Origin of the sequence: Gulosibacter sp. 10 (assembly GCF_900163695.1) — a bacterium.
Classification (GTDB): domain Bacteria; phylum Actinomycetota; class Actinomycetes; order Actinomycetales; family Microbacteriaceae; genus Gulosibacter.
This window is the reverse complement of record NZ_FUIC01000024.1, coordinates 32,689-56,666: the sequence shown is the minus strand read 5'-3', so window position 1 is coordinate 56,666 and position 23,978 is coordinate 32,689. Positions and strand designations below refer to the sequence as shown.

21 protein-coding genes are annotated in these 23,978 nt (G+C 70.0%); 8 read left to right on the top strand and 13 right to left on the bottom strand.

Going from position 1 to position 23,978, the window contains the following annotated elements; all coding sequences use genetic code 11:
* Positions 1-23: 23 nt before the first annotated feature.
* The 4 genes from FM112_RS09475 to FM112_RS09460 all read right to left on the bottom strand — a co-directional run bounded on the left by FM112_RS09475 (position 24) and on the right by FM112_RS09460 (position 3,895).
* A complete protein-coding gene (locus tag FM112_RS09475) occupies positions 24-710 on the bottom strand; it encodes a YcnI family protein (protein ID WP_176386769.1) in 687 nt (228 codons plus the stop codon).
* Between the two features lie 59 nt (positions 711-769).
* Positions 770-1,474, bottom strand: coding sequence for an ABC transporter ATP-binding protein (locus tag FM112_RS09470; protein ID WP_254910433.1), 705 nt, complete (start codon positions 1,472-1,474; stop codon positions 770-772).
* Between the two features lie 119 nt (positions 1,475-1,593).
* Complete coding sequence (locus FM112_RS09465; protein ID WP_087006850.1) at positions 1,594-2,709, bottom strand: ABC transporter permease; 1,116 nt, start codon at positions 2,707-2,709, stop codon at positions 1,594-1,596.
* A 13-nt stretch (positions 2,710-2,722) separates the two neighbouring features.
* Positions 2,723-3,895: an ABC transporter substrate-binding protein gene (locus FM112_RS09460; protein WP_087006848.1), complete on the bottom strand. Its 1,173-nt coding sequence runs from the start codon at positions 3,893-3,895 to the stop codon at positions 2,723-2,725.
* 353 nt (positions 3,896-4,248) lie between these two features.
* On the opposite strand from FM112_RS09460, the gene FM112_RS09455 reads away from it, so the two are divergent.
* The 3 genes from FM112_RS09455 to FM112_RS09445 all read left to right on the top strand — a co-directional run bounded on the left by FM112_RS09455 (position 4,249) and on the right by FM112_RS09445 (position 8,712).
* Complete coding sequence (locus FM112_RS09455; protein ID WP_087006846.1) at positions 4,249-4,929, top strand: SOS response-associated peptidase; 681 nt, start codon at positions 4,249-4,251, stop codon at positions 4,927-4,929.
* 84 nt (positions 4,930-5,013) lie between these two features.
* Complete coding sequence (locus tag FM112_RS09450; RefSeq protein WP_087006844.1) at positions 5,014-5,331, top strand: DUF6504 family protein; 318 nt, start codon at positions 5,014-5,016, stop codon at positions 5,329-5,331.
* On the top strand, positions 5,332-8,712 hold the full coding sequence (locus FM112_RS09445; protein ID WP_087006842.1) for a DNA polymerase III subunit alpha: 3,381 nt from the start codon (positions 5,332-5,334) through the stop codon (positions 8,710-8,712).
* Positions 8,713-9,490: 778 nt separating this feature from the next.
* Here the strand turns inward: FM112_RS09445 and FM112_RS09440 are convergent.
* The 3 genes from FM112_RS09440 to FM112_RS09430 all read right to left on the bottom strand — a co-directional run bounded on the left by FM112_RS09440 (position 9,491) and on the right by FM112_RS09430 (position 12,193).
* Positions 9,491-9,751, bottom strand: coding sequence for a hypothetical protein (locus FM112_RS09440; protein ID WP_087006840.1), 261 nt, complete (start codon positions 9,749-9,751; stop codon positions 9,491-9,493).
* A gap of 68 nt (positions 9,752-9,819) precedes the next feature.
* A complete protein-coding gene (locus FM112_RS09435; RefSeq protein ID WP_087006838.1) occupies positions 9,820-10,755 on the bottom strand; it encodes a DMT family transporter in 936 nt (311 codons plus the stop codon).
* A 58-nt stretch (positions 10,756-10,813) separates the two neighbouring features.
* Entirely contained in the window at positions 10,814-12,193 is a 1,380-nt protein-coding gene (locus tag FM112_RS09430) for an aldehyde dehydrogenase family protein (protein WP_087006836.1), read from the bottom strand.
* 285 nt (positions 12,194-12,478) lie between these two features.
* Here FM112_RS09430 and FM112_RS09425 point away from each other — a divergent pair, with 285 nt between their 5' ends.
* Positions 12,479-13,732 carry a Xaa-Pro peptidase family protein gene (locus tag FM112_RS09425; protein ID WP_087006834.1) on the top strand — a complete coding sequence of 418 codons (1,254 nt, stop codon included), beginning with the start codon at positions 12,479-12,481 and terminating at the stop codon, positions 13,730-13,732.
* A 67-nt stretch (positions 13,733-13,799) separates the two neighbouring features.
* Positions 13,800-14,891 carry a LacI family DNA-binding transcriptional regulator gene (locus FM112_RS09420; protein ID WP_087006832.1) on the top strand — a complete coding sequence of 364 codons (1,092 nt, stop codon included), beginning with the start codon at positions 13,800-13,802 and terminating at the stop codon, positions 14,889-14,891.
* Positions 14,892-15,041: 150 nt separating this feature from the next.
* On the opposite strand, the gene FM112_RS09415 is transcribed toward FM112_RS09420, so the two are convergent.
* The 6 genes from FM112_RS09415 to FM112_RS09390 form a co-directional block, all read right to left on the bottom strand.
* On the bottom strand, positions 15,042-15,827 hold the full coding sequence (locus tag FM112_RS09415) for an SDR family NAD(P)-dependent oxidoreductase (protein WP_087006830.1): 786 nt from the start codon (positions 15,825-15,827) through the stop codon (positions 15,042-15,044).
* A 50-nt stretch (positions 15,828-15,877) separates the two neighbouring features.
* Positions 15,878-16,666 (bottom strand): SDR family NAD(P)-dependent oxidoreductase, encoded by a 789-nt coding sequence (locus FM112_RS09410; RefSeq protein WP_087006828.1) that lies wholly within the window; start codon positions 16,664-16,666, stop codon positions 15,878-15,880.
* A 103-nt stretch (positions 16,667-16,769) separates the two neighbouring features.
* Positions 16,770-17,732 carry an ABC transporter permease gene (locus FM112_RS09405; protein WP_087006826.1) on the bottom strand — a complete coding sequence of 321 codons (963 nt, stop codon included), beginning with the start codon at positions 17,730-17,732 and terminating at the stop codon, positions 16,770-16,772.
* A gap of 8 nt (positions 17,733-17,740) precedes the next feature.
* Positions 17,741-18,742, bottom strand: a complete 1,002-nt coding sequence (locus tag FM112_RS09400; RefSeq protein WP_176386768.1) for an ABC transporter permease — start codon at positions 18,740-18,742, stop codon at positions 17,741-17,743.
* Complete coding sequence (locus FM112_RS09395; RefSeq protein ID WP_087006822.1) at positions 18,735-20,252, bottom strand: sugar ABC transporter ATP-binding protein; 1,518 nt, start codon at positions 20,250-20,252, stop codon at positions 18,735-18,737. Before FM112_RS09395 ends, FM112_RS09400 begins: the two co-directional genes overlap by 8 nt.
* Positions 20,253-20,374: 122 nt before the next feature.
* Positions 20,375-21,520 (bottom strand): sugar ABC transporter substrate-binding protein, encoded by a 1,146-nt coding sequence (locus FM112_RS09390; protein WP_087006821.1) that lies wholly within the window; start codon positions 21,518-21,520, stop codon positions 20,375-20,377.
* Positions 21,521-21,803: 283 nt separating this feature from the next.
* On the opposite strand from FM112_RS09390, the gene FM112_RS09385 reads away from it, so the two are divergent.
* The 3 genes from FM112_RS09385 to FM112_RS09375 all read left to right on the top strand — a co-directional run bounded on the left by FM112_RS09385 (position 21,804) and on the right by FM112_RS09375 (position 23,971).
* Entirely contained in the window at positions 21,804-22,697 is an 894-nt protein-coding gene (locus FM112_RS09385) for a sugar phosphate isomerase/epimerase family protein (RefSeq protein ID WP_087006819.1), read from the top strand.
* A gap of 227 nt (positions 22,698-22,924) precedes the next feature.
* Complete coding sequence (locus FM112_RS09380) at positions 22,925-23,236, top strand: Dabb family protein (RefSeq protein ID WP_087006818.1); 312 nt, start codon at positions 22,925-22,927, stop codon at positions 23,234-23,236.
* Positions 23,237-23,245: 9 nt separating this feature from the next.
* Positions 23,246-23,971: a helix-turn-helix domain-containing protein gene (locus tag FM112_RS09375; protein ID WP_087006816.1), complete on the top strand. Its 726-nt coding sequence runs from the start codon at positions 23,246-23,248 to the stop codon at positions 23,969-23,971.
* Positions 23,972-23,978: the final 7 nt, after the last annotated feature.

Sequence of the window (23,978 nt, the reverse complement as noted above, 5' to 3'; positions counted from 1 at the left end):
ACGAGACGACGTGCTGCGGCCGCTCATGCGTCGCGCACGCGAGGCCTGCGCAGCAGTGCGACCCCGGCGAGCAGCACCGCGAGCACCGCGACGGCGAGTGATGCCCACCCCAGGAAGTTCTGCGATCCGGCTTCCTCGGGCTGCGCGGCGTCCACGGCGGCGTCCTGATCGCCATCGGGCGTCGCCGGGGTGATCTCAATGCTCGGCGCCGGGCGATCCGCCTCCGTCCCCGCGGAGGCCTGCTGCACCCAGTCGACCTCTTCGCCGTCGGAGTAGACCTGCACGGCGGGCAGATGCAGGGTGCCCGATTCGGGCAAGGGGCCGACCGATACTTTGAACTCGCCGAATTCGCTCGGTGCAAGGCCTTCCCCCGTGGCCGTCCAGATGATCTCGGTCGGCGCCTCGGTGATGGTGTTGCCGTGGTCGTCCGTTACGGGCTCGGGGAGTTCGCTGCGCACCACCTCGGCCTCCCAGCCGGGCACCGGCTGCGTCTGCGCGGACAGCAGCGGCGCATCGACGGGCAGTTGCACGCGCAATCCCGTCGTGGAGGCGGTGTCGGATTCCGTCGGCACCTTGAAGGTCAGCACGGCCCAGGATCCCGCCTCGGTGCTCGATGCTTCGACGGTGACATGCGCGTGGCCTGCCGTGGCCCCCGCGAAGAGCAGTACGACGGAGAGGATCACGGCGGCCGCCGCATGGGGGACGCGCAAACGCAGGGTACGGTATCGAGACACTTCTTCAGCCTTTCGAATAGGTGGTGGCTGCGCGTTTACGCGCGTTCCGCTTCATTCGCCTGGTCCTCGTCCAGCAGCGCGAGGATCGCTTCGCGCAACCGCACGAACTCGGGCGAGGCCTGATCCCGCGGACGGTCGAGCCCGACCTCGACGACCTCGCGCACCCGCGCCGGCCGCGGGGAGAACACGATCACTCGGTCCGCGAGCACGAGCGCCTCGCTCACGTCATGCGTGACGAGGAGTGCCGTGTAGCGTCGCTCCTCCCACAACGAGAGCAGTTCGCCCTGCAGATGACGGCGAGTCAGCGCATCGAGCTTGCCCAGCGGCTCGTCGAGCAGCAGCACCGACGGATCGTTGACCAGCGCACGCGCGAGGGCGGTGCGCTGCGCCATACCGCCCGAGAGCTGCGATGGCCAGGCATCGGCGAAGTCTGCGAGATGCACGAGCCGCAGCACGTCGTCGATCCTCCGCTGCGAATTGCCGAGCATGCCGAGCGCCTGCGGTCCTGTTGCCACGTTCTGGCGAACAGTGCGCCACGGGAAGAGCGTCGGATCCTGGAACACGAGCGCGCGGCTGGGGTCGGGCCCGGTCACCGTTCTGCCGTCGACGTACACCTTCCCGAAAAGCGGTTCGTCCAGCCCCGCGACAAGTCGCAGCAGCGTCGACTTCCCGCTGCCGCTCGGGCCGACGAGCGCGACAAACTCGCCCGGAGCGATCGAGATCGAGACGTCGTCGAGCACGAGCAGATCGCCGCCGCCGCTGCGGAAGGCCTGCGTGGCATCGAGGATATCGATCGCCGCCCCGGCCGGAGAGGCCGCGGTCGGGGATTCGGGAGCCGGGCGGCGCCCGCTCGGTTCGGTCACCATCTGGTCAGCCCCTTCTCCCAGCGCAGCACATGATTGCGGATGCGGAACAGCAGGGTCAGCGCCAGGCCGCAGAGCACGATGAGTACGACGATGCCCGCGTACAGCCCCGGGTAGTCGCCGAAGCTCTTCTTCCAGTTCAAGTACCAGCCCAGGCCCGAGTTGACGCCGAAGTTCTCGGCGACCACCAGCGTCGCGAACGCGCTGCCCAGCGCCATGAACGCACCCGTGAAGATGCTCGGCAGAGCGGCGGGCAGACTGATCTTCCATACGAGGAACCAGCTCTTCGCGCCCAGCGTCTGCGCGACGTCGAAATACGATCGCGGAACGCTGAGGATTCCCGCCCTGGTGAGCACCGAGATCGGGAACCACACGCTCAACGCGATCATGAACACCGCACCGGCGAACGAGCTCGGCGAGAGCACGAACACGATGGGGACCCAGGCCAGCGCCGGCACGGGGCCGATGAAGACCAGGATAGGGTGCACCCAATAGTTCGCCGCCTGGTACCAGCCGATCGTGATTCCGGTCGCAAGTCCCGCGATCACGCCGAGGACGATGCCCGTCGAGACCAGCACGAGCGAGTTCACCACGCTCTCGCCGAGCACCAGGCGCGTATCCCACAGCCGTTCGAGGATCTCCTGCGGGGCAATCAGATAGGGCGGCTGGAGCAGGAGCGTCTTCGAGGTGCTGAAGATCCAGAACACGAAGAACACGCCCGAGCCGAGCAGCCAGGCCGCGCCGCTCGCCACGCGGGAGTATGCCCAGGCCCCGACGCGCGTACTGCTGTACGAGAGCGCCCACAGCCCGGTCCAGATCACCGCCACCACCAGTGCGATGACGATCGAGGCGGGATTCGCCTCGGCGATGTACTGCGCATCCCTGAGCGGCAGCTCTGGATGATCGGAGACGAACGCGGAGATGGCCGCCACCGCGATCCATGAGAGGATGCCCAGGGCCACGACCGCGGGCTTGATCCGCACCGGGTCGATCGCTCTCGCGAGCGCCGCGCCGATGCGCGCCCGGCCCTCGGACGTCGAATCGGTCGGCGGTACTCGCGAACCTGGAATCGCAAGCGGGGCGGGCGCCGCCGTGTCGGTGGAGTTCGTCATATGGCCCGCCCCCTCAGTACTTGAGTCCGAGGTCGACGTATACCTGATCGGCGAGCGCCTGCGCATCGGTGTCGGCAGGCAGGAACCCGGTCTTGATGTACTTCTCGATACCGGGCTTCAGCACCTCGTTCAACGCGATCGATGAGGGGTCGAAGGTGAGCGTTTCGAGGATCGGGATGATCTCCGCCGGCGTCCCCGCCACGTATTCCTTGTCCGAGATCAGTTCCGCCGTCTCCTGATAGTTCGCGCCCACCCACCGAGATCCCTCCGCCCAGGCGGTGACGAGCTTGCCCGCGGTGATCGGGTCTTCCTCGACGAACGTGTTGTTGAGCACGACTGCGCAGCAGGGCTGATCGGAGTTCGGGCTGAGCCCGTTGTTGTTCGAGAGCTCCTTCGCCCAGCCCTGTTCCACCGCTTCGATGATGGGAAGGAAGCCGCCGCTGGTGGCGACGGCGTCGACTCTCCCGCTCTTGAGCGCCTCGGGAAGCAGCGTCTGCTCGATCACCACCCATTCGACCTCACCCGCATCGGGGCTGGAGTTGATGCCTACATCGAGCAGATCGAGCGAGAAGAAGTTCGTCGCCGAGCCTTGCAGGTTATCCACACCGATCTTCCGCCCCTTGAGATCGGCAACCTGCGTGATCGGACCGTCGGTGAGCGTATAGAGGTCCAGGCATCCGTAGTGCAGTCCTCCGGAGAGCTTCACCGGGGTACCGTTGTAAATCGGTCCGAGATAATTGAAGAATATGCCGTTCGAGGCGATGTACGTCCCCGACCCGACCGCCTCCACGATATTCTCCCCACTCCCCGTCTTCTTGAGAGTGACGTTCAGCCCGGCCTGTTCGAAAATACCGTTCTCATAGGCGACCGCGAGCGGCGCCTCGCACACGCCGCTCGGCGACGTGATCAGCAGCTCCCGGTCGGCCCACGAGTTCGTCACGGTCAGACCACTCGTATCTATCGGGGTCGGACGACGGCTCTCCAGGAACCACCAGCCCCCGAAGGCGCCGGCGGCCGCTACCGCGGCGCCGATGCCGATGCCGGTGAACAGACCTCGTCTGGATACCCGCTTCTCGGCATCGGCGTCATCCGCATCGCCCTCGAGACTCGCACCGCTCGGCAGCGTGTGCTCCGGCAACTGCTCATCGGCACCGCCCGAGGATGAAGTCGAGGTTTCGTCTGCCATTACTCCTCCTGAATCGCTTTATCAATCACCGACTATCGAACCGATCGTTCGGAATCGATTCCGTTCGAGTCGTCGGAGTTTCGAGGCCCAGTGTGGCTCATATGCGCAGAGGGCGCACTGCTTTTAACGCGCCTATGACGCGCATGAACATATTTGACTCGAAGTGACGGCAGATTTACTTTTATGACTTGGGAAAACCTCGATGATTCGGCAGGATCGGCCCCGCCGGATACGACGCTGCGAGCGGAATGCAGGGCTCTGCCGCACCGGAGAGCATTCCGGTCGACGGCCGTGGACTCCTGCGACGCTCGCACCTTCGGGCCCCGCACGCCAGGCCGCATAGACTCCTCACCATGTGCGGCCGCTTCGTCATCGCCCGAGCCACCTCCGAGCTCGTCGTCGAGTTCAAGGTCACCAGGCCGACCGAGGAGGAGATCGCCCCGTCCTACAACGTCGCGCCCACCGACCGCATCCCGATCGTCGTCGACGCCGGGGGCGAGCGCCGCCTCGAGCTCGCGCGCTGGGGCCTCGTCCCCCGCTGGGCCGCCGACGAGAAGGTCGGCGTGCGAGCGATCAACGCGCGCAGCGAGACCGCCGCTGAGAAGCCGACCTTCCGCGACGCCGTCCGCAGCCGCCGCGCGGTCATCCCCGCCGACGGCTACTACGAATGGCAGAAGCACGCGGACGGCTCGAAGACCCCGTTCTACATCCGCACGCCGGAGGCGCTGACGCTCTTCGCGGGCCTCTACGAGTGGTGGCGCGACCCCGCGGGCGGCTGGCTGCTGTCGACGAGCATCCTCACCCGCGCCGCCGCGGGCGAGCGGATGCGCGAGATCCACGACCGCATGCCGATCCTCCTCGACCGCGGCGACGTGGACGAGTGGCTCGCGCCCGGCGCGGGCGACGCGAACCTCCTCGCCGACTTCGCCGACCGCGCCGAGGCCGTCTCGACGCGGCTGCGGATGCACGCGGTCGATCCCCGCGTCGGCCGCGTGCGGGAGAACGACCCGGCGCTCATCCTTCCCAGCGCCTGACGCTGTCGCGGATCGCACAAATGTCGTAGGCTCCCCCTACGCTCTGCATCGAACAGGAATTCGATCGAGGAGTGGGGAGAGGACATGGTGATCGATGAGCCCGTCATCGTCGAGCTGGTGCGCGAGACGCCGGTTCGCTTCGTCTGGCGCGGCGTCCCCTACGGCGTCGTCGGCGAGCCCGAGCGCTGGCTGCGCCGCCGCGAGGCCTGGTGGCGCGGCGCGCCCCGGGCCGCGCGCGGCGCGGCGCCCCCGCTCGATCGCGCGGTGTGGCGGGTGGATGCGATCCCGCTCGCCGCGGGCCTCGAGCCCCTCGACGGCGTCTTCGACCTCGCGCGCCTCGGCGCCGGCTGGCGCCTCGAGCAGGCCTGGAACCCCGAGCTGGAGATGAGGTTGTTCGCGTAGATGTTCCCCCACCTGCATGTGGCCTCGGCCCATTCGATGCATCACGGCACCGCCGCGCCCGAGGCGCTCGTGGCCCGCGCGGCCGAGTTCGGCGCCGCCGAGGCGGCCATCACCGACCGCGACGGGCTCTACGGCGCGGTACGGCACGTCCGCGCCTGCATCGAGGCCTCGATCGCGCCGGTGGTCGGGGCGGACCTCGCGCTGCGGGATGCGGATGGGCGCACCGCCCCGCAGCGCGTCGCGGTGCTCGCGCACGGCGGCACGGGCGGGCAGAGCTGGGCCGCGCTGTGCCGGCTGATCTCGGCCGCGCACGTGCCGCCCCGCAGGGCGACCGCGGCGCAGCGGCGCGAGCACCGCGCCTCCGTCGAGCCGACGCGCTTCGGCCCGTTCCTGTTCGGCGAGCGCGACCTGCTCGGCACCGTGCTGCTCGGGCCGCAGTCGGACGTCGGCCGGGCCCTCGCCGCGGGGCAGCCCGGGTGGGCGCGCACCCTGCTCGAGCGCTGGCGCGACCGGCTGCCCGGCGCGCTCGTGGTGGAGGCCGTGTGCCACCTCACCGAGCCGGGCTCGGCCGCATCCCTCTCGCACGCGGCCGGGATGCTCGAGCTCGCGCACGCCTGCCGCATCCCCGCGGTGCTCACCAACCAGGTGCGCTACCTCGAGCAGGACGAGGCGGTGACCGGCGACGTGCTCGACGCCGCCGGGGCCCTCAAGCCGCTCGACGAGGCGCCGCTGCAGCCCAACTCGCAGGCCTGGCTCAAGCCGCCCGCGCACATGCGCGAGCTCGCCCGGCGCATCGTGGCCCGCACCGATCTCCGCGCCGCCGCGGCCGACCAGCTGCTCGACCGCACCGCCGAGCTCGCCGCGCGCTGCCGGCTCGATCCCGCGGCCGACCTGGGCTGGAAGCAGCCCAAGGTGCCCGAGCCCGAGCTGCTCGGCATCCGCGGCGATCCCGCCCGCGAGCTGCGCAACCGCTGCCTCGTCGCGCTCAACGAGCGCTTCGACGACCCCGTGGGCGACCGGCGCCGGCCGCTCGACGAGCGGCTGCACCGCGAGCTCGGCATCATCAACGGCTTCGGCTTCGCCACGTACTTCCTCGCGGTCGCCTCGGTCTCCGACCTCATCCGCGGCATGGGCATCCGCAGCCAGGCCCGCGGGTCCGGCGCCTCGAGCCTCGTGAACTACCTGCTCGGCGTCTCGAACGTGAACCCGCTCGAGCACGACCTGCTGTTCGAGCGCTTCCTCGGCGACAAGCGCGAGACCCTGCCCGACATCGACATCGACGTGGAATCCGCGCGGCGGCACGACGTGTACCGGGCTATCTTCGAGCGCTTCGGCGGCGACCGCGTGACGCTGCTGTCGATGCACTCGACCTACCGGGCCCGCGGCGCCGCGCGGGACGCGGGGCTCGCCCTCGGCTTCGACGAGCGCCGCATCGACGAGATCGCGAAATCGCTGTGGCGCTTCAACGCGGGCCGCTTCCGCGAGGTGCTGCACAAGAAGCCCGAGCTCGCGGAGATCGCCTCCCGCGCCGAGACCGAGCAGGACCTCAACCTGCTCATCGACCTCGCCGAGCGGCTCGACCGGCTGCCGAGACACCTCTCGATGCACCCGTGCGGGGTGCTGATCGGCAACGCGGATCTGCTGTCCACCACGCCCGTGCAGCCGAGCGGCATGGGACTGCCGATGAGCCAGTTCGACAAGGAGGACATCGACGACATGGGGCTGCTGAAGCTCGACGTGCTCGGCGTGCGGATGCAGTCCTCCCTCGCGTACACCGTCGGCGAGATCGAGCGCGTGCACGGCCCCGAGGCCGCGGTACGCGGCGGCATCGCCTCTGATGCGCCCTACGTGTCGGCGACGGGCCGGGTCGAGCTCGACGAGATCCCGAAGGACGACGAGGCGACGTTCGAGCACATCCGCACCACGAACACCCTCGGCATGTTCCAGATCGAGTCGCCCGGGCAGCGCGAGCTCATCGGCAAGATGCAGCCGGACGAGTACGAGGACCTCATCGCCGACATCAGCCTGTTCCGGCCGGGGCCGATGAAGGGCAACATGATCACGCCCTTCCTCGACGTCAAGCACGGCTTCGCATCGCCGGACTGGCTGCACCCCGAGTTCAAGCCGTTCCTGCGCGACACCTACGGCGTCGTGATCTACCACGAGCAGGTGCTGCGCATCCTGCACCTGTGCATGGGCATCTCGCTCGCCGAGGCCGACAACCGGCGTCGGCAGATGGAGCGCTCCGAGAGCATCGAGGCGGAGTTCCGCACGGAGACCGCGAAACAGCATGACAAGCAGGGCCGGCGCCGGTTCAGCGATGCGCAGATCGACCGCATCTGGAAGGTGCTCGAGGGCTTCGGATCGTTCGGCTTCTGCAAGGCGCACGGCGCGGCCTTCGCGCTGCCGACCTGGCAGAGCGCGTGGCTGAAGACGCACTACCCGGCCGAGTTCTTCACCGGCCTGCTCACCCACGACCCGGGCATGTACCCCAAGCGGCTGCTGCTCGGCGACGCCCGCCGCATCGGCATCCCCATCCTGCCCGTGGACGTGCAGATCTCCACCGACCGCTTCGTCGTCGAGCGGGTGCGCGAGACCCCGCCGGGCCGGGCCACCCGCATCGGCGACCTCGGCATCCGCTTCGCCCTCGCCGAGATCCGCGGCATGAGCGAGGCCGAGCAGCAGCGCATCCTCGCCGAGCAGCCCTACGAGAGCCTCGGCGACTTCCTCACCCGGGCGCGGCCCTCGCGGTCCCTCGCGGAGCGGCTGGCGCTGATCGGCGCGCTCGACTCCCTCGAGCCCGAGCGGCTCACGCGCGGGGAGCTGCTCGCCGCGGTGCGGAGCCGGCCCCGCATCCGCCCCAGGCCCGTCGCCCCGGACGCGCTCGAGCTGCCCCTCGAGATCGGCACCGCCGGCCACAAGCCCGTCGAGCCGACCGGCGAGCCCGAGCTCACCCCGCGCGAGCTCGTGCGCGTCGAGCTGGACGCGCTCGCGCTCGACCTCTCGGAGCACGTCGTCGACGGCTACCGGCCGCTGCTCGACGAGCTCGGCGTCACGCCCGCCGGCGACCTGCTCGGGCTGCGCGGCGGCGCCGAGGTGACCGTGGCCGGCATCCGCGTGGCCACGCAGACCCCGCCCATGCGCACCGGCAAGCGCACCGTGTTCATCAGCCTGGATGACGGCAGCGGCGTGGCCGACGCGGTGTTCTTCGACGAGGCGCAGGAGCGCAGCGGGCCCGTGCTGTTCGGCACGCAGCTGCTGGTGATCCGCGGCACGGTGCGCCGCACCGGCGAGCGCGGGGTCTCGGTGCAGGCCGAGGAGGCGCACGACCTCAAGCGCATGTGGGAGGAGTGGGCCGCGATGCAGGCGATGGCGGGCTGAGCCGCACCGGCCGGACGGCGGAATGCCTAGCGGGGTTTTCCTGCCGAGTCGTCCAGCAGCCCAGCCAGCGATTGCGGCGGAAGCATGCCGGAGAATACGATCTGCCCAGCAGCTGGCGCGATGCCCAGCACTTCGGCGGGCTCCGCCATCCAATCATCTCGCCCCATGCCAGGCACCGAATCCAACACGACCGCGATGATGTTCGGGTCGAGGAAGCCTGCCGCGATGATGGCCAGATACGTATCGCCCTCCCGAGTCGCGACCCAGGCGGTCAGTCGTTGTCGTCCCGCCGATGTCGAGACTGGTCTGCCGCAATGCGCCGACCTGCGAATCGCCTCCCGTACCGCGGCCTGGAGCGCGACCGCACCGAGCGCGATCCGCTCGTGCTCGAGTCTGCGGATATCGAGCGCTTGCGGGAGGAGGTGCTCGCTACTGACCGCCTGAGGACCATCCGCGAGTTGCTTGGCGGATCGCTTGCACTCTTCCTCCAGCCGAGCGTAAAAATCGCTTGTTCTGCTATCGGACCGTCGCTTACCCGCGGCGACCAGCCACCAATGAACGGAGGGCTCGTGGATCGGAGCGACGACCGCACCCGCTCGGCACCTCCCGAGGCATGCTCTTCAGGAAGCCGTTGCGCCTTCGCGATCAACTCGTGGTTCAGCCCCTCCAACGGCACGTCGAGAGGCGGGAACCCGAGATCCAGATCGTCGAGACATCGTTTCGTCGGACGCACACCATTGCTCATGCCGTGACGATAGTTCCCGCCTACGACATGCGATCAGCCGCGCAGCCCGCCCAGCTCGTCGAGCTCCGCGTCGGTCGCCCCGGTAAGCAGCTGAACAGCGCTTTTCGTCGTGCCGTCCAACGTCCGCAACGCCTCGAGCGCGGCCTCTTGTATCTCGTCCCGATGGCGCTCCACGTACTCGCGAACGGCGTCATTGACGATGTGCTTCTTCGAAGTACCGAGGAAGTGCGCCGCATGGGAAATCAGTTCGTCCGTACTCGCGTCGACTTTGATCGGCGAAAGCGCATTGGGCATACTTCCACCCCCTCTCTTCGGGTACCAAAGTACCGCAGGCTATCATCGAACACCAGGTCGCCACAGCGCTATCGCCCTCGCCGCGCGCCGAGATGCGAGACCAGGATGCCCACGAACGCGAGCACGACGCCGCACAGCAGCAGCCAGCTGAAGTGCCCCGACAGCAGGTCGAAGAAGAGCGAGCCGACCAGCTGACCGCCGACCAGCGAGAGCGACAGCATGAAGACGCCCAGCCCGCGGACGACGGAGGCCGTCACGAAGATGTAGATCACGCCGATCACGCCGCCCAGGTAGAGCCACCACTCGCGCGGCAGCCCCGAGAACTCGACCAGCCCGAGCAGCGAGGCGAGGAGGGCGGCGCCCAGGAGGACCGCAAACCCCACCGCGAAGTTGATCAGCGCGGGGCTCACCGACTCCCGGGCGTGCTGCCGCACCGTGCCGGTGATGCCGAGCTGCAGCGCGACGAGGAACCCGGCCACCGCGCCGATCGCCATGAAACCGGTCGACCCGAGCGTCACGCCCCCGCCGAGGCCGACCAAGCCGACGGCCAGGAGCGCGAGGAGGGTGCCGATGCCGCGCATCCACGAGATCCGCTGCACCGGCGCCCCGAGCCAGCCGAAGTGGTCCACCGCGAGCGACCCGAGCAGCTGGCCCACGACCATCGAGGTCATGAACACGGCCACGCCGAGGAAGGGCACCGAGAGCCCCTGGGCGAGCACGAAGGATGCGCCGCACGCGCCGCCGAGGAAGCCCCACCAGGGCATCTCGCCGCCCCGCGCGGCCGCGATCGTCCGGCGCAGCCCGGTCCGGGCGCTCTTCACGCAGGCCGTCACGAGCAGCAGCAGGGCGAGCCCCGTGCCGAAGGCGATGGCCGCCGCGTGCGGACCGCTGCCGACCGTCTCCGCGAGCGTGCCGTTGATGCGCGACTGCGTCGCGCTGCCCACGCCGACGAGCACCGCGATGACGAGCAGGAGCGGTTTGAGCCAGGCGCGTTCGGAGGTCACTGGTGGACGCTATCGCATCCGCGGCGCCGGGCACCGCCCGGAGGGCACCCCCGGAGCGCTACGCGACCCACACGGTCTTCAGGTTGCAGAATTCGCGGATGCCCTCCTTCGAGAGCTCGCGGCCGTACCCGGACTTCTTCACCCCGCCGAACGGGAGCTCGGGATAGGAGATCGTCATGCCGTTGACGAACACGGCGCCCGCCTCGAGCTCGCGCCGCGCCCGGACGATCTCGTCGTCGTCCTCGCTCCAGAACGCCGATCCGAGCCCGAATTCGCTGTCGTTCGCGAGCGCGAGGGCGTCGTCCAGCGACTCGGCCCTGAACACCGAGGCCACCGGGCCGAACGCCTCCTCCCGCCACAGCCGCGCCTCCGGGGTCAGGCCGTCGATCACGGTCGGGGCGTAGAAGCACCCGACCTCGCCGATCCGGTAGCCGCCGACGCGGACCTCGGCGCCCTTCGCGCGCGAGTCCTCGACGAGCTCCTCGATGTCGGCGAGGCCCTGCGCATTGGCGAGCGGGCCGATCTGCGTCTCCTCGGACGTCGGCTCGCCGACCGCGAGCGATCCCATCCGCTCCGCGAACAGCTCCACGAACCGGTCGTAGACATCCGCGTGCACGATGAACCGCTTCGCGTTGATGCACGCCTGCCCGTTATTGCTCGTGCGCGCCTGCACCGCCGTCGAGACGGCGTCCTCGAGCCGGGCCGAGGGCATCACGATGAACGGATCCGAGCCGCCGAGCTCCAGCACGGTCTTCTTCAACGAGTCGCCGGCGGTCGCGGCCACCGCCCTCCCGGCCCCCTCCGACCCGGTCAGCGTGGCGGCGGCCACGCGATCGTCGCGGAGCACCTCCTCGACGCGGGAGGAACCGATCATCAGCGTCGCGAACGCCCCCTCGGGGAATCCCGCCCGCGCGAACAGCGCGCCCAGATACGCCGCCGCCTGCGGCACGCAGGAGGCGTGCTTCAGCAGCCCGGCGTTCCCCGCCATCAGCGCCGGCGCCGCGAAGCGCACGACCTGCCAGATCGGGTAGTTCCAGGGCATGACCGCCAGCACGACGCCGATGGGCTCGAACTCGGTGTACGCGGCCGAGGCGCCCACGACCGAGGGGTCCTCGAGCTCCTCGCCCAGGAGGAAGTCCTCCGCGTGCTCGGCGTAGAAGCGCATCGCCTTCGCCGACTTCAGCACCTCGGCCCGCGACTGGCCGATGGGCTTGCCCATCTCGGCCGTGATCAGCCCAGCCACCTCCTCGACCTCCGCCTCGAGGAGCTCGGCCGTCCGCACCATCAGCCGCGCGCGCCCGTCGAATCCCAGCGCCCGCAGACGCGGCAGCGCAGCGGATGCGGCGGCGAGCTTCTCCTCGATCGCCGCTTCGCCGTCCGGTTCGAACGTCCGAAGCACCTCGTCGGTGGCGGGGTTGATGCTCTGCAGTGCGGCCATGGGTGCCTTCCTCCGGTCCGGAACCGCCCGTCGGCGATGGCGGGCGAATGTACAATCGATTGCAAGTTTTCAGCTTCGAGAGTATCGCCGACCGCCTCGATGCGTCAACATCGGCACCGGCGCAACCGCCGCGTTATGCCTGATAGAGCAACGAGTAACCCGCCTTCGCAGCCATCTCCATCGGCACGACAACTTGTTTGCAAACGATAGCAATGGCTGTTACCTTGGCTCCACGAGAACGCCAGCTGCGCGTGCACCGACGCACCCACTTGAAAGAAGGCTTCAATGACCGAGTCAGCCACTCCGCGCCCGCTCCATGCCCCTGGCCACATGGCGGTCGACTACGAGAACCGGGTCGACTTCGGCCGGCTCCGCGACTACCGGCTCGGCCGTGCGCAGGCCGCGCTGGACAAGAGCGGCTGCGGCGCCTTCCTGCTGTTCGACTTCTACAACATCCGGTACACGACCCAGTCCTGGGTGGGCGGCGCCCTGGGCGACAAGATGATCCGCTACGCGCTGCTCACCCGCAACGGCGAGCCGCACCTGTGGGACTTCGGGTCGGCGGTGAAGCACCACCAGCTGTACTCGCCGTGGCTCAAGCACGACCACAACCATCCCGGATTCCTCGGCTTCCGCGGCGCGGTGGCCCCGACCGCGGGGCTCATGGAGGACGCGGTCCGCGAGATCCGCGGCATCCTGATCGATCTCGGACTCGAGGACGAACCCGTCGGCGTCGACATCGTCGAGCCGCCGTTCATGTTCGAGATGCAGCGACAGGGCCTCACCGTCGTGGACGCGCAGCAGCACATGCTCGACGCTCGCGAGATCAAGAGCCGGGACGAGATCATGCTGCTGAACCAGGCGGCCGCGATGGTGGACGGCACCTACGTCGACATCGTCGAATCCCTGAAGCCCGGCGTGCGCGAGAGCGATATCGTCGCGATGGCCGCCAAGAAGCTCTACGAGTACGGCTCCGACCAGGTCGAGGCGATCAACGCCATCTCCGGCGAGCGCTGCAACCCGCACCCCCACAACTTCACCGACCGGATCATCCGCCCCGGCGACCAGGCGTTCTTCGACATCATCCACTCGTACAACGGCTACCGCACCTGCTACTACCGCACGTTCAACGTCGGCATGGCCACGGGCTCGCAGCGCTCCGCGTACAGCCAGGCCCGCGAGTGGATGGACAACGCCATCGCCGCGCTCAAGCCGGGGGTCGGCTCCGACGAGATCGCGACGCTCTTCCCCACCGCGAAGTCGCTCGGCTTCGACGACGAGCTCTCGGCGTTCGGCCTCCAGTTCTGCCACGGCCTCGGCCTCGGCCTGCACGAGCGCCCGATCGTCTCGCGCCTCAACAGCTACCGGGAGCCGGTCGAGCTGAAGGCCGGCATGGTCTTCGCGGTCGAGACCTACTGCCCCGCCAGCGACGGCTACTCGGCGGCGCGGATCGAGGAGGAGGTCGTCCTCACCGACGAGGGGCCCGTGGTCATCACGAAGTACCCCGCGGACGACCTCATCGTGGCGAACCCGCTCTGATCCCCCGAGCCCGCGACGCCATGGCACCCGAGCACCGGTCTCGTCCGGACGGCGGGCGGGGCGCGAGTTGATCCGTCGGCCCGCGCCCCGCCCGCCCACGCTGCGCGATGTCGCGGAGCTCGCCGGCGTGCACGTCGGCACGGCCTCGCGGGCGCTCAACCCGGCGCAGTCCGGCCTCGTGAACCCGGCCACCCGCGCGCGGGTCGTCGAGTGCGCGGCGAGGCTCGGCTACCGCCCGAACGCCGTCGCGCAGTCGTTGCGCAACGGCACCACGAGCACCGTCGGCGTCGTGGTCGCGGACCTCGCCAACCCCTACTTCGTCCAGCTGATACGCGGCATCGAGGCCGAGGCCCGGCCGCACGGCGTCATGCCGCTGGTCGTGGAGACCCACGACGACTCCGAGACCCTCGAGCGGGTCGTCACGCGGCTGATCGCCAACCGGATCGACTCGCTCATCGTGAGCGCGGCCCACATGACCGACGAGCCGTTCATCGCCGCGATCGAGGCCCAGGTGCCGACCATCCTCGCCGTGCGCACGTTCCTCGACACCGGCCCCGGGAAGGGCGTGACCGACCGCCGCAGGGAGGTGCTGCAGGACGATGCGCAGGGCGCGCGGATCGCCGCCGAGCACCTCATCGGGCTCGGGCACCGGCGCATCGCGCAGCTCCGCGGCGACCCGACCATCTCCTCATTCGTCGGCAGAAGCCGCGGCTACCTCGAGGCGATCGCGGCGGCGCCCGGAGTGTGCGACGTCTCGACCGACGACATCGCCGGCACCAGCACGATCGCCGAGGGCCGGCGGATCGCCCGCCGTCTGCTCGTCGAGGGCCCGGCGCGGGACCGGCCGACCGCGATCTTCGCGCACAACGACCTCATGGCTCTGGGCGCCATCGACGCGGTCGACGAGCTCGGCCTCTCCTGCCCCGAAGACGTCTCCGTGGTGGGCTACAACGACGCCCCGCTCATCGACCACGCGGCCCCGCCGCTGAGCACCGTGCGGCTGCCGAGCTGGGAGATCGGCCGGCACAGCGCCCGGCTCGCGCTCTCCGGTGACGACGCGGAGTCCTCGGTCCCCGTGCGCATCATGCTGACCCCGGAGTTCGTGGTCAGGAGCTCCACCACGGCCCCGCCCGCGCGGCTCCGCGACGCCGGCGCCTGAGAGCCGCGGCGCCCGCGGCCTCGCGGCACCGATCCGGGCCCGTCGGGGCGCCGGGAACGGATCGCGCGCGGCCCCGGAAACCCCCTGAGGGCGGGCGCCGCCCGAACCCGCAGGCTCGAGCGGCGCCCGCCCTCGGGCGGCTCGCGGCGGCTACCGCATCAGCACGCCGCCGTTGACGTCGATGGTCGCGCCCGTGACGTACGACGCCCGGTCGGAGGCGAGCCAGTACACCGCGTCGACGATGGCCTCGGGCGGCCCCGCGACCTTGAGCGGGATCTTCGCGTACTCGATGTCCCGCATCTCCTCGACCGTGATGCCGCGCTCGGCGGCCTCCCCCTCGAGCGCGGCGCGGTGCATCGCCGTGTCGATGTTGCCGGGCGAGACGGCGTTGGCCCGGATGCCGAAGTCGGCCAACTCCGCGGCCAGCCCCTGGGTCAGGCTGATGACGCCGGCCTTCGACGTGCAGTAGGCCGAGTAGAACGGATGCGCCCGCTGCCCCCACCACGAGGCGATGGTGACGACCGAGCCGCCGGCGTTGTGCGGGATCAGCGGCACGAGCTCGCGGCAGGCGAGGAAGACGCCCCGCAGGTTCACCGCGTGCACGCGGTCCCACTCCTCCGTGGGCATGTCGAGCAGCGGGAGCCCGTCGCGCTGCACGACCCCGGCGAAGAGCGCCAGGGTGTCGATCCTTCCCGACCACTCGCGCACCTTCGCGGCGGCCTCCCTGAGCGACTCCTCATCGGACTGGTCCACCACGAGCGCCAGCAGCTCCGCGTCCGGTCGGGCCTCGACGATCTCCGCGTGCACGCGCTGCACCGGCTCCGCGAAGAGATCGGCCATGACGACCCGGTATCCCTCGTCCAGGAAGCGCTCGACCGCGATGCGGCCCTGTCCTCCGGTCGCACCCGTGATGAACGCGACGTTCTTCTCCGACATTCGTATCTCCTTGTGAAACTTCGTTGTTCTCGTTCGTCCGGGCGCCCGCCCTAGACGAGCACCATGCCGCCGTCGATCATGATGACCTGCCCCGTCATGTAGTCCGAGTCCTGCGAGGCGAGGAAGAGCGCCGTGCCGACGATGTCCTCCGCCTCGGCCACGCGCCCGCGCAGGATGCCGGCCGAGAAGTTCTTCATCGCCTCGCCCGGCACGCGGGATGCGCCGATCGCCATGAGGTCCTCGTCGAGCTTCTCCCACAGCGGCGTGGCCACCACGCCCGGGGCGAAGGCGTTCACCGTGATGTCGTCCTCCGCGAGCGCCTTCGCGCCCGACTGCGTGAGCGAGATCACCGCCGACTTGGCCGCGCAGTACGCGGCCGTGTTCGCGTCGCCCACCCGGCCCGAGATCGACGCGGTGTTGACGACCTTGCCCAGCCCGTCCTGCTGCCGGAACTGCTTCGCGGCCTCCTGCGTGCCGATCAGCGTGCCGAGGGCGTTGACGTCGAGGATGGCCGACCAGTTCTCCTCGGTGACGTCGAGGAAGCCGAGCGGGCGGTTGAGGCCCGCGTTGTTGAACCAGACGTCGATGCGGCCGAACTCGGACACCGCGACCTGGATGGCCGCGCGGACCTGGTCCCGCTCGGTCACGTTCGCCTGCGCCCAGGCGGCGCGGCCGCCCGCCGCGATGATGCTCTTCGCCGCGGCCTCCGCGGCCTGCGGGTCGAGGTCGACGATGAGGACGTTCGCGCCCTCCTCCGCGAAGCGATGCGCGAAGGCGAGGCCCATGCCGCTCGCCGCGCCGGTGATGCCGATCGTCTTGCCTTCGAGTCGTGCAGTCATTGTGTGAGTCCTTCCCAGTGGTTCTTTCGACGTTGTTGGTGGTCTTCTCGGGCCCCGGGGGCGGCCGTGCGGCCGTCCCTCGGATCCGGGGCCCGCAGCGGATTCATGCGTTCAGCTCGCGGAGCTTGGCGATCCTGTTGCGTCTCGCGACCCGCAGGATCACGAACTCGACGACGATGACGACGAGCAGCAGCACGCCGGTGATCAGCTCCGTGAAGTACGAGGGCACCCCCATCGCGGAGAGGCCGGCCGCGAGCACGACGATGATGAGGATGCCCAGCGTGATGTTCACCACGTTGCCGCGGCCGCCGGTCAGGCTCACGCCGCCGATCAGCGCCGCGGCCACGCAGGTCAGCATCACCGTGCTGAAGCTGTCCGGCATGACGGATCCGCCCTTGAGCGAGGAGAGCCCTCCCGCGAGCGCCGCGCACAGCCCGGAGAGGCCGAAGGAGAGCACCATCGAGCGCTTCACGGACACGCCGGCCGCCACGGCCTCCTGCCGGGCGCCGCCCACGGCGTAGATCTCGCGCCCCCACTTGGTGAACGTGAGGAAGACGCCGATCGCGACGATCGCGATGATCGCGGTGATCGACAGCGGCGAGAAGATCCAGTACCGCGCGAGCAGCGCGTCGGTGGCGAGGTAGTTGTTCAGCATCACCGGGCCGCCGCCCGCGACGATCCAGGCCACGCCCTGCAGGACGGTGAGCATGCCCACGGTGAAGACCAGCGAGTTTATGCCGATCCTCGCGATGACCCAGCCCTGGAAGGCCCCGATGAGGAGCCCGACGAGGGAGGCGATGACGATGCTCGGGAAGAGTCCCAGGTCGCCGAGCCGGACCGCGATCACCCCGGCGAGGACGGCCTGCCCCGCCACCGCGAGGTCGAGCTCGCCGGCGATCATCGTGACCGCGAGCCCCGCGGTGATGATGCCGATGAGCAGGAGCCGTTCGAAGCTCGCGTACACCGCGGACTCGCCGCGGAACGTCGGGGCGATGACCGCCAGCGTGACGAGCAGCGCGACGAGGATCCCGAGCTGCAGCCCGTACTTCCGACCGATCTGTTGCATTGCGTGTTTCATCGCGCCGTAGCCTTTCGCAGTACGTGGAGAACGGAGACGACCACCACGACCAGGACGCCGACGCCGAGCAGGCGGACCCCGGTGGGCAGGCCGTGGAGCAGCATGATGTTGCCGAGGGTGACGATGAGGATCGCGCCGAGCGCCGAGCGCAGCGGCGATCCCTCGCCGCCCGAGATCGCGGTGCCCCCGACCAGGATGGCCGCGATGACGTCCATCGTGAGGGTGCCGAGGTCGGCCGACTGCACCTGCCGCAGCTGGGCCGCCGCCAGCACGCCGGCCAGCGACATGCCGATCGACATCGAGAGGAACGCCCACATGGTGGTCCTGCGCACGGAGACGCCGCTCAGCCCCGCGGTGCGGCGGTTCGCGCCCATGAGGTAGGTGCGCCGGCCGGCGACGGTCCGCTCCATGTAGAACCAGTTGATCGCGAGGTACGCGAGGAAGATGTACACCGGCAGGGGCAGCCCGAGGAAGTTCGTCAGCGCGATCCACGCGATGTTGAAGTCGGCCGCGGGGGTGACCACCTCGCCGTTCGTGAAGATGGTCACGAGGCCGAACACGATCGTGCCGGCGGCCAGCGTGGTGATGATGGGGTTGAGCCCCGCCGAGACGATGTAGCCCTGGATCGCGCCGACGGCGACGAGCACGAGCAGGGCGGCGAGCGCCCCGACGAGCACGGATCCCGTGGCGCTGCCCACGGTCAGGAAGAGCACCGCCCCCAGCACGACGGACTGGCTGCCGCCGAGGGAGAAGAAGTTCCCCGAGATCGTCACCGGCGTCATGCCGATCGCGACGATCCCGACGATCGAGGAGTTGATGAGGATCGCGCGGATGTTGTCGAAGCTCAGGAAGCTCGGCGTCGTGAACGCCGCCACGACGACGATCAACAGCAGCAGCAGCGGCAGCGCCCAGGTCGCCGCGGTGTGCAGCGTGGCCTTCTTCGCGGTGGGCACCACCTGCACCGGCGTGGTGCGGGTTTCCGGCGTTGTCTTACTCACCGACGGTTTCCTTTCGGTGCATGACCTCGCGGACGAGGTCCGGTTCGGTCCATTCGGTCCAGGGCCGCAGATTCGTCTGGCGGCCCTTGTAGTACGTGGCGATGGTGTCGCAGAGGCCGAAGATCTCGTTCGTGTCCGAGGAGCTGACGATGATCGCGACCCCCGCGTCGCTGAGCTCCCGCAGCTGGCGGTAGATCTCGGCGCGCGCGCCGACGTCCACGCCGCGGGTGGGCTCCTCGACGAGGAGCACCTCGGGCTCGATGCCGAGCCACTTGCCCAGCGCGACCTTCTGCTGGTTGCCGCCCGAGAGCGTGCCGACCGAGGACTGCATCCTGCGGATGTCGATGGCGAACTGCTCCGCGTAGGTGTGGGCCCGCTCCGATTCCCTCCGGGTGCTGACCACCCCCAGGCGGGCGGTGGCGGGCAGCCAGGGCGAGGAGAGGTTCCTGGTGATCGAGATGCCGCCGAAGATGCCGTTGCGCTTGCGGTCCGCCGAGCAGTAGGCGATGCCCTGCTCGATGCCGCGGGTGCGATTGCGCAGGTCGACGAGCCTTCCCTGCAGGCGGACCTCGCCGCCGAGGCGCGGCTGCATGCCGGCGAGCGCCTCCATGATCGCCTGCGTGCCGGAGCCCAGCTGCCCGGTCAGGCCGACGATCTCGCCGCGCCGGACGGTGAGGTCGACGTCGTCGCGGAGGCCGGGGGCGCGGAGCCCCTCGACCTCGAGCACGGGATCGCCGATGCCCGCCGAGCGCTCGGGGTACATGTGGCCGAGCTGCCGGCCGATCATCAGGGCGATGACCTGGTCCACGTCGAGCGAGTCGATGTCCTCCGGCTCGGCGCTCCGGCCGTTGCGGAACACGGTGACCCGGTCCGCGATCTCGAAGACCTCGCCGAGCCGGTGCGTCACGTAGATGACGCTCCGTCCCTCCGCCGCGAGCGTCTTGACCACGTCGAGGACCCGGGCGATCTCGGCGTCGGAGAGCGCCGCCGTCGGCTCGTCGAAGATCACGATCTTCGCGTCCCTGGCCAGCACCCTGGCGATCTCGAGCAGCTGCATCTCGGCGACCGAGAGCTCCTCGACCGCCGTGTCCGGGTCGAGGTCCTCGAGGCCGACGCGCGCCAGCAGGGTCTCGGCGTTCTCGCGGAGCCTGCGCTTGCCCCACCAGAACGGCGCGTGCGCCTGGCCGAGGACGAGGTTCTCGGCGATGGTCATCGTGCCGACGGTGCTGTACTCCTGCTGGACGACGGCGATGCCGGCGGCCTGCGAGAGGCTGTTGCTCGAGATGTCCGCCGGCGCCCCGTCGATGGCGATGGAGGCGCCGGAGTCCGGCCGCACCAGGCCCGAGATGATCTTGACGATCGTGCTCTTGCCCGCGCCGTTCTCGCCGAGCAGGGCCATCACCTCGCCGGCCCGCAGCTCGAACCGGACATCGCTGAGCGCCTTGATCGCTCCGTACGTCTTCGACGCGTTCTCGATCAGCAGGCGGAAGGGCTGTTGCGCTTCATTCATATGCCTAATTCCTCATCAGTAGGTTGTCCGCCCCGGACGGGTCTCCCCTTCCGGGCCGGGCGGGGCCGTGTGCTGCGCCCCGCCCGGCCCGGCCGGCACGGCGGAGAAGGGGGAGCCGCCGCCTACTGGACGAGCTCGTCGACGGTCATGTCCCAGATCAGGAAGTCGTCGTAGGTCTCGGCGGTGATGGGAGGGTTCATGATGTACGTCACGGCGGCCGGGGCCATCATCTCGAGCTCCGGCTTGGCCTCTTCGGTCTCGAGCGTGACGGTCTCGTCGACGACCTCGCCGACGGCGAGGAACTGTGCGGCCACGCGGACCGCGAGCATGCCCTCGATCACCGGGGACTGGATGACCGCCGAATCGATCTTGCCGTCGCGGAGCGGCGCCTTGTCGCCCGAGTAGTCCCCGGCCACCACGATGACGTCCTCGCCCGGGGTGAGGCCGTTCTGCTCGAGCGCCTGCACGACGCCCGCCGCGGAGTTGTTGTTCTGCGCGAAGATGAAGTCGATCCCCTCGGCCTTGAACCGCGGGATGACCTGGCTCGCGGCCTCGTACCCGGCCTGCGCGTCGGTGGTCGTCAGCGGCTCGACGAGCAGCTCGTTGAACGCGCCGTCCGTGGCCTCGACGAACGCCTCGTGGCGGTCGTCGCCCGCCACGTAGCCCGTCGGGAAGCGGAACTCGATGATGTTGGGCTTGCCGTCGGGGCCGCTGAACTCGGCGCCCTCCGCCTCCAGCTCCTCGAGCTTCGCGAGCGCGCTGAGTCCGGCCTGCTCGCCGATGCCCGGGTCGCTCACGCCCGCGTAGGCGGTGACGAACTCCTGCGCGTCCTCTTGGACGCCCTGGTTGAACTGGATCACCGGGGCGTCCTGGGAGAGCAGGCGGATCGAGTTGGTCGCGGCCTCGGCGGCCGCCGGCCAGAACAGGTAGGCCGCGGCCTCCTGCCCGGTCGCGAGCCATTCCTGGACCTGCTGGTCCTGCTCGGTCTGATCGAAGTTGTTCTCGAACGAGGAGACCTCGAATCCGAGCTCCGCCGCCTCGGCCTCGATCGCCTTCAGGCTCTCGGCCATGTAGACGTTCGAGGTGGCGGGCATGAACACGACGAGCGTCTGCCCCTCGCCCTCGAGCGTGCCCGATCCCTCGTGCTCCTCGGCGGCGCCGGGCGCCGCCTGGCCCCCGCATCCCGCGAGCCCGAAGACGAGGCCGGCCGATGCGACCACGACGCCGAGCCGTTTCCATATCCCGCGACGTCCGGTTTGACGTTTCATCACTCTTTGCTCCTTTGCAGAGTTGCCGATCCCGGCCCTCCCCGCCCCAACGACTCGGGCCGGATGCCCGACGGCCACCGTTGCCGCGCCCTGGAACAGGAGTGAACGAGTTCGAAATGCTAACGTTTGCACTCCATGCTAATCCATGATGCGAACGATTGCATCATCTATTTTGTCCACCTAGGCTTAACGGACTCGATTCCGGCGCGTCGTCCCCGCCATCGCGGGCGACGGCGCGGCCGCCGAGATCCGACCGTGAGCCTTCGACCCGATGGAGTGTCCGATGACCGCTGCCCCCGCCCCTCGCCTGCTTCCCACGAGCTGGTCCACCGCCGGAGACGTCGTCCCCCAGAGCGCGGACGAGCGAAGCCCGCTCGCGCTCGCCGATCGCGTCCGCGCCGTCGCCGAGACCGGCTGGAACGGCTTCGGCCTGGTGTACGACGACCTGATGGAGTACCAGCGCGAGCACTCGCTGGGCGACCTCAAGCGCCTGCTCGACGACCACGGGCTCGACCACGTCGAGCTCGAGTTCCTCGGCGACTGGTGGACGGCCGACGAGCGCCGGGCGGCCTCCGACGAGATGCGCGAGAACCTCTTCCACGCGGCCGAGGCGCTCGGCGCGAAGACGGTCAAGATCGCGCCCGAGACCGCCGACGCCCCCGTCGACAGGGACGTCTTCTTCGCGGAGTTCGATGCCCTCGCGACGGAGGCGGCGCGCCACGGCACGCGCGTCGCGCTCGAGACGCTGCCCTTCGCCGCGAATATGCGCACGATCGAGGAGGGGATCGAGCTCGTCACCGAGGTCGCCAACCCCGCCGGCGGGCTCTGCGTCGACATCTGGCACGTCGCCCGCGGCGGCACGGACTACTCCGTGATCCGGGACTCGCTCCCCGCCCAACACCTCTTCGTGGTCGAGCTCGACGACGCCGCCGCGCAGCCGATCGGCCGGCTGTGGGAGGACACGGTGCACCGCCGCCTCCTGCCCGGGCACGGCGCGTTCGACGTCCCCGAGTTCATCAACGCCGTCCGGGCCACCGGCTACGACGGCATCTGGGGCGTGGAGATCATCTCGCACGAGATCAGGGCCACGCCGCTCCCCGAGGCCCTCGCCGCGATGCGCGGGGCCGCCCTCGAGTGCTTCGCGGAGGCGGACGCGCGCCTCGCCGCCGCCCGGTAGCGGAGCGGCGCGGCGCCGTCGCCCCTCGGACCCGCGCTGCGGTTCCGAGGGGCGACGGCGATATCGTTGACCTCGGCGCACGACTCGGCGTCACGGCGCCGGCCGATGCGGCGATTCCCGGAATCGGGGAGCGCGGCGGATCCGGCTGCCCGGCGCCGGTCCGGAGGACGCGTGCCTTCTCCGCGCCGCACCGCACGGCCGCGAACACCAACCGAGGAGCACCTCCGATGATCCGACACGTCGTCATGTTCACACTGCGCGCAGAGCAGGAGGCGCAGCGCCGCGCCGACGCCGCCGAGCTCGAGCGGGCCCTGCTCGCCCTCGAACCGGTCGTGCCGGGCGTGCGCGCCATGCAGGTCGGCATCGACGACTCCGCCGCGCCCGGGCACCGGGACATGGTGCTCATCTCCGACCACGACTCCCCCGAGGCGCTGGCCGAGTACCAGCGGCACCCCGAGCACCTGCGGGTGCTCGAGCTCGTGGCGGCGCTCGCCGCCGAGAAGTCGGTGGTCGACTTCGCCCTCGACCCCGTCGAGTAGCCTCGCCGTATGTACGAGCACGCGCGCCCGTCCGAGGACACCGGGCCTCGACTGCGTCAGGCGCGGCTCGATCACGGGCTCAGCCTCCGGGCCCTCGCCACGGAGCTCGACGTCTCGTCGAGCCTCATCTCGCAGATCGAGACCGGCAAGACCAAGCCCTCGGTCGGCACGCTGTACGCCCTCGTCTCGCGGCTCGGCCTCTCGATGGACGAGCTGCTGGGGCACGCCGCGCCCGGCGCGGCCCCGAGGCCTCCCGTGCCGTTCGCCGGCCCGGTCAGCATGGTCACGGAGCACTTCCGCGCCCAGTCCGCCGCCGAGAACCCGACGCTCGAGATGGAGAACGGCGTCACCTGGGAGCGGCTCGCCGCGCTCGGGGGCAGCGACGTGGAGGGGCTGCGCGTCACGTACCGGCCCGGCGCCTCGAGCTCGGTGGAAGGGCACCTGATGCGGCACTTCGGCGTCGAGCACGTCTATCTGCTCTCGGGCGAGCTCACGCTCCGGCTCGAGTTCGACACGCACGTCATCCGGGCCGGCGACTCCATGGCCTTCGACTCGCGGCGGCCGCACCTGTTCTCCAACGAGTCGGACGCCGCGGCCGTCGGCATCTGGTACGTCGTCGGCCGGCGCTCGAGCGCGAACGAGGCCGACGCGCACGAGCCGACGGGCGAGGACGCCGCGGGTGCGGGGTCTCCCGCATCCGCGGTGGACGTGCTCCGGCGCTTCGGCGGCCGCTGACCGCCGG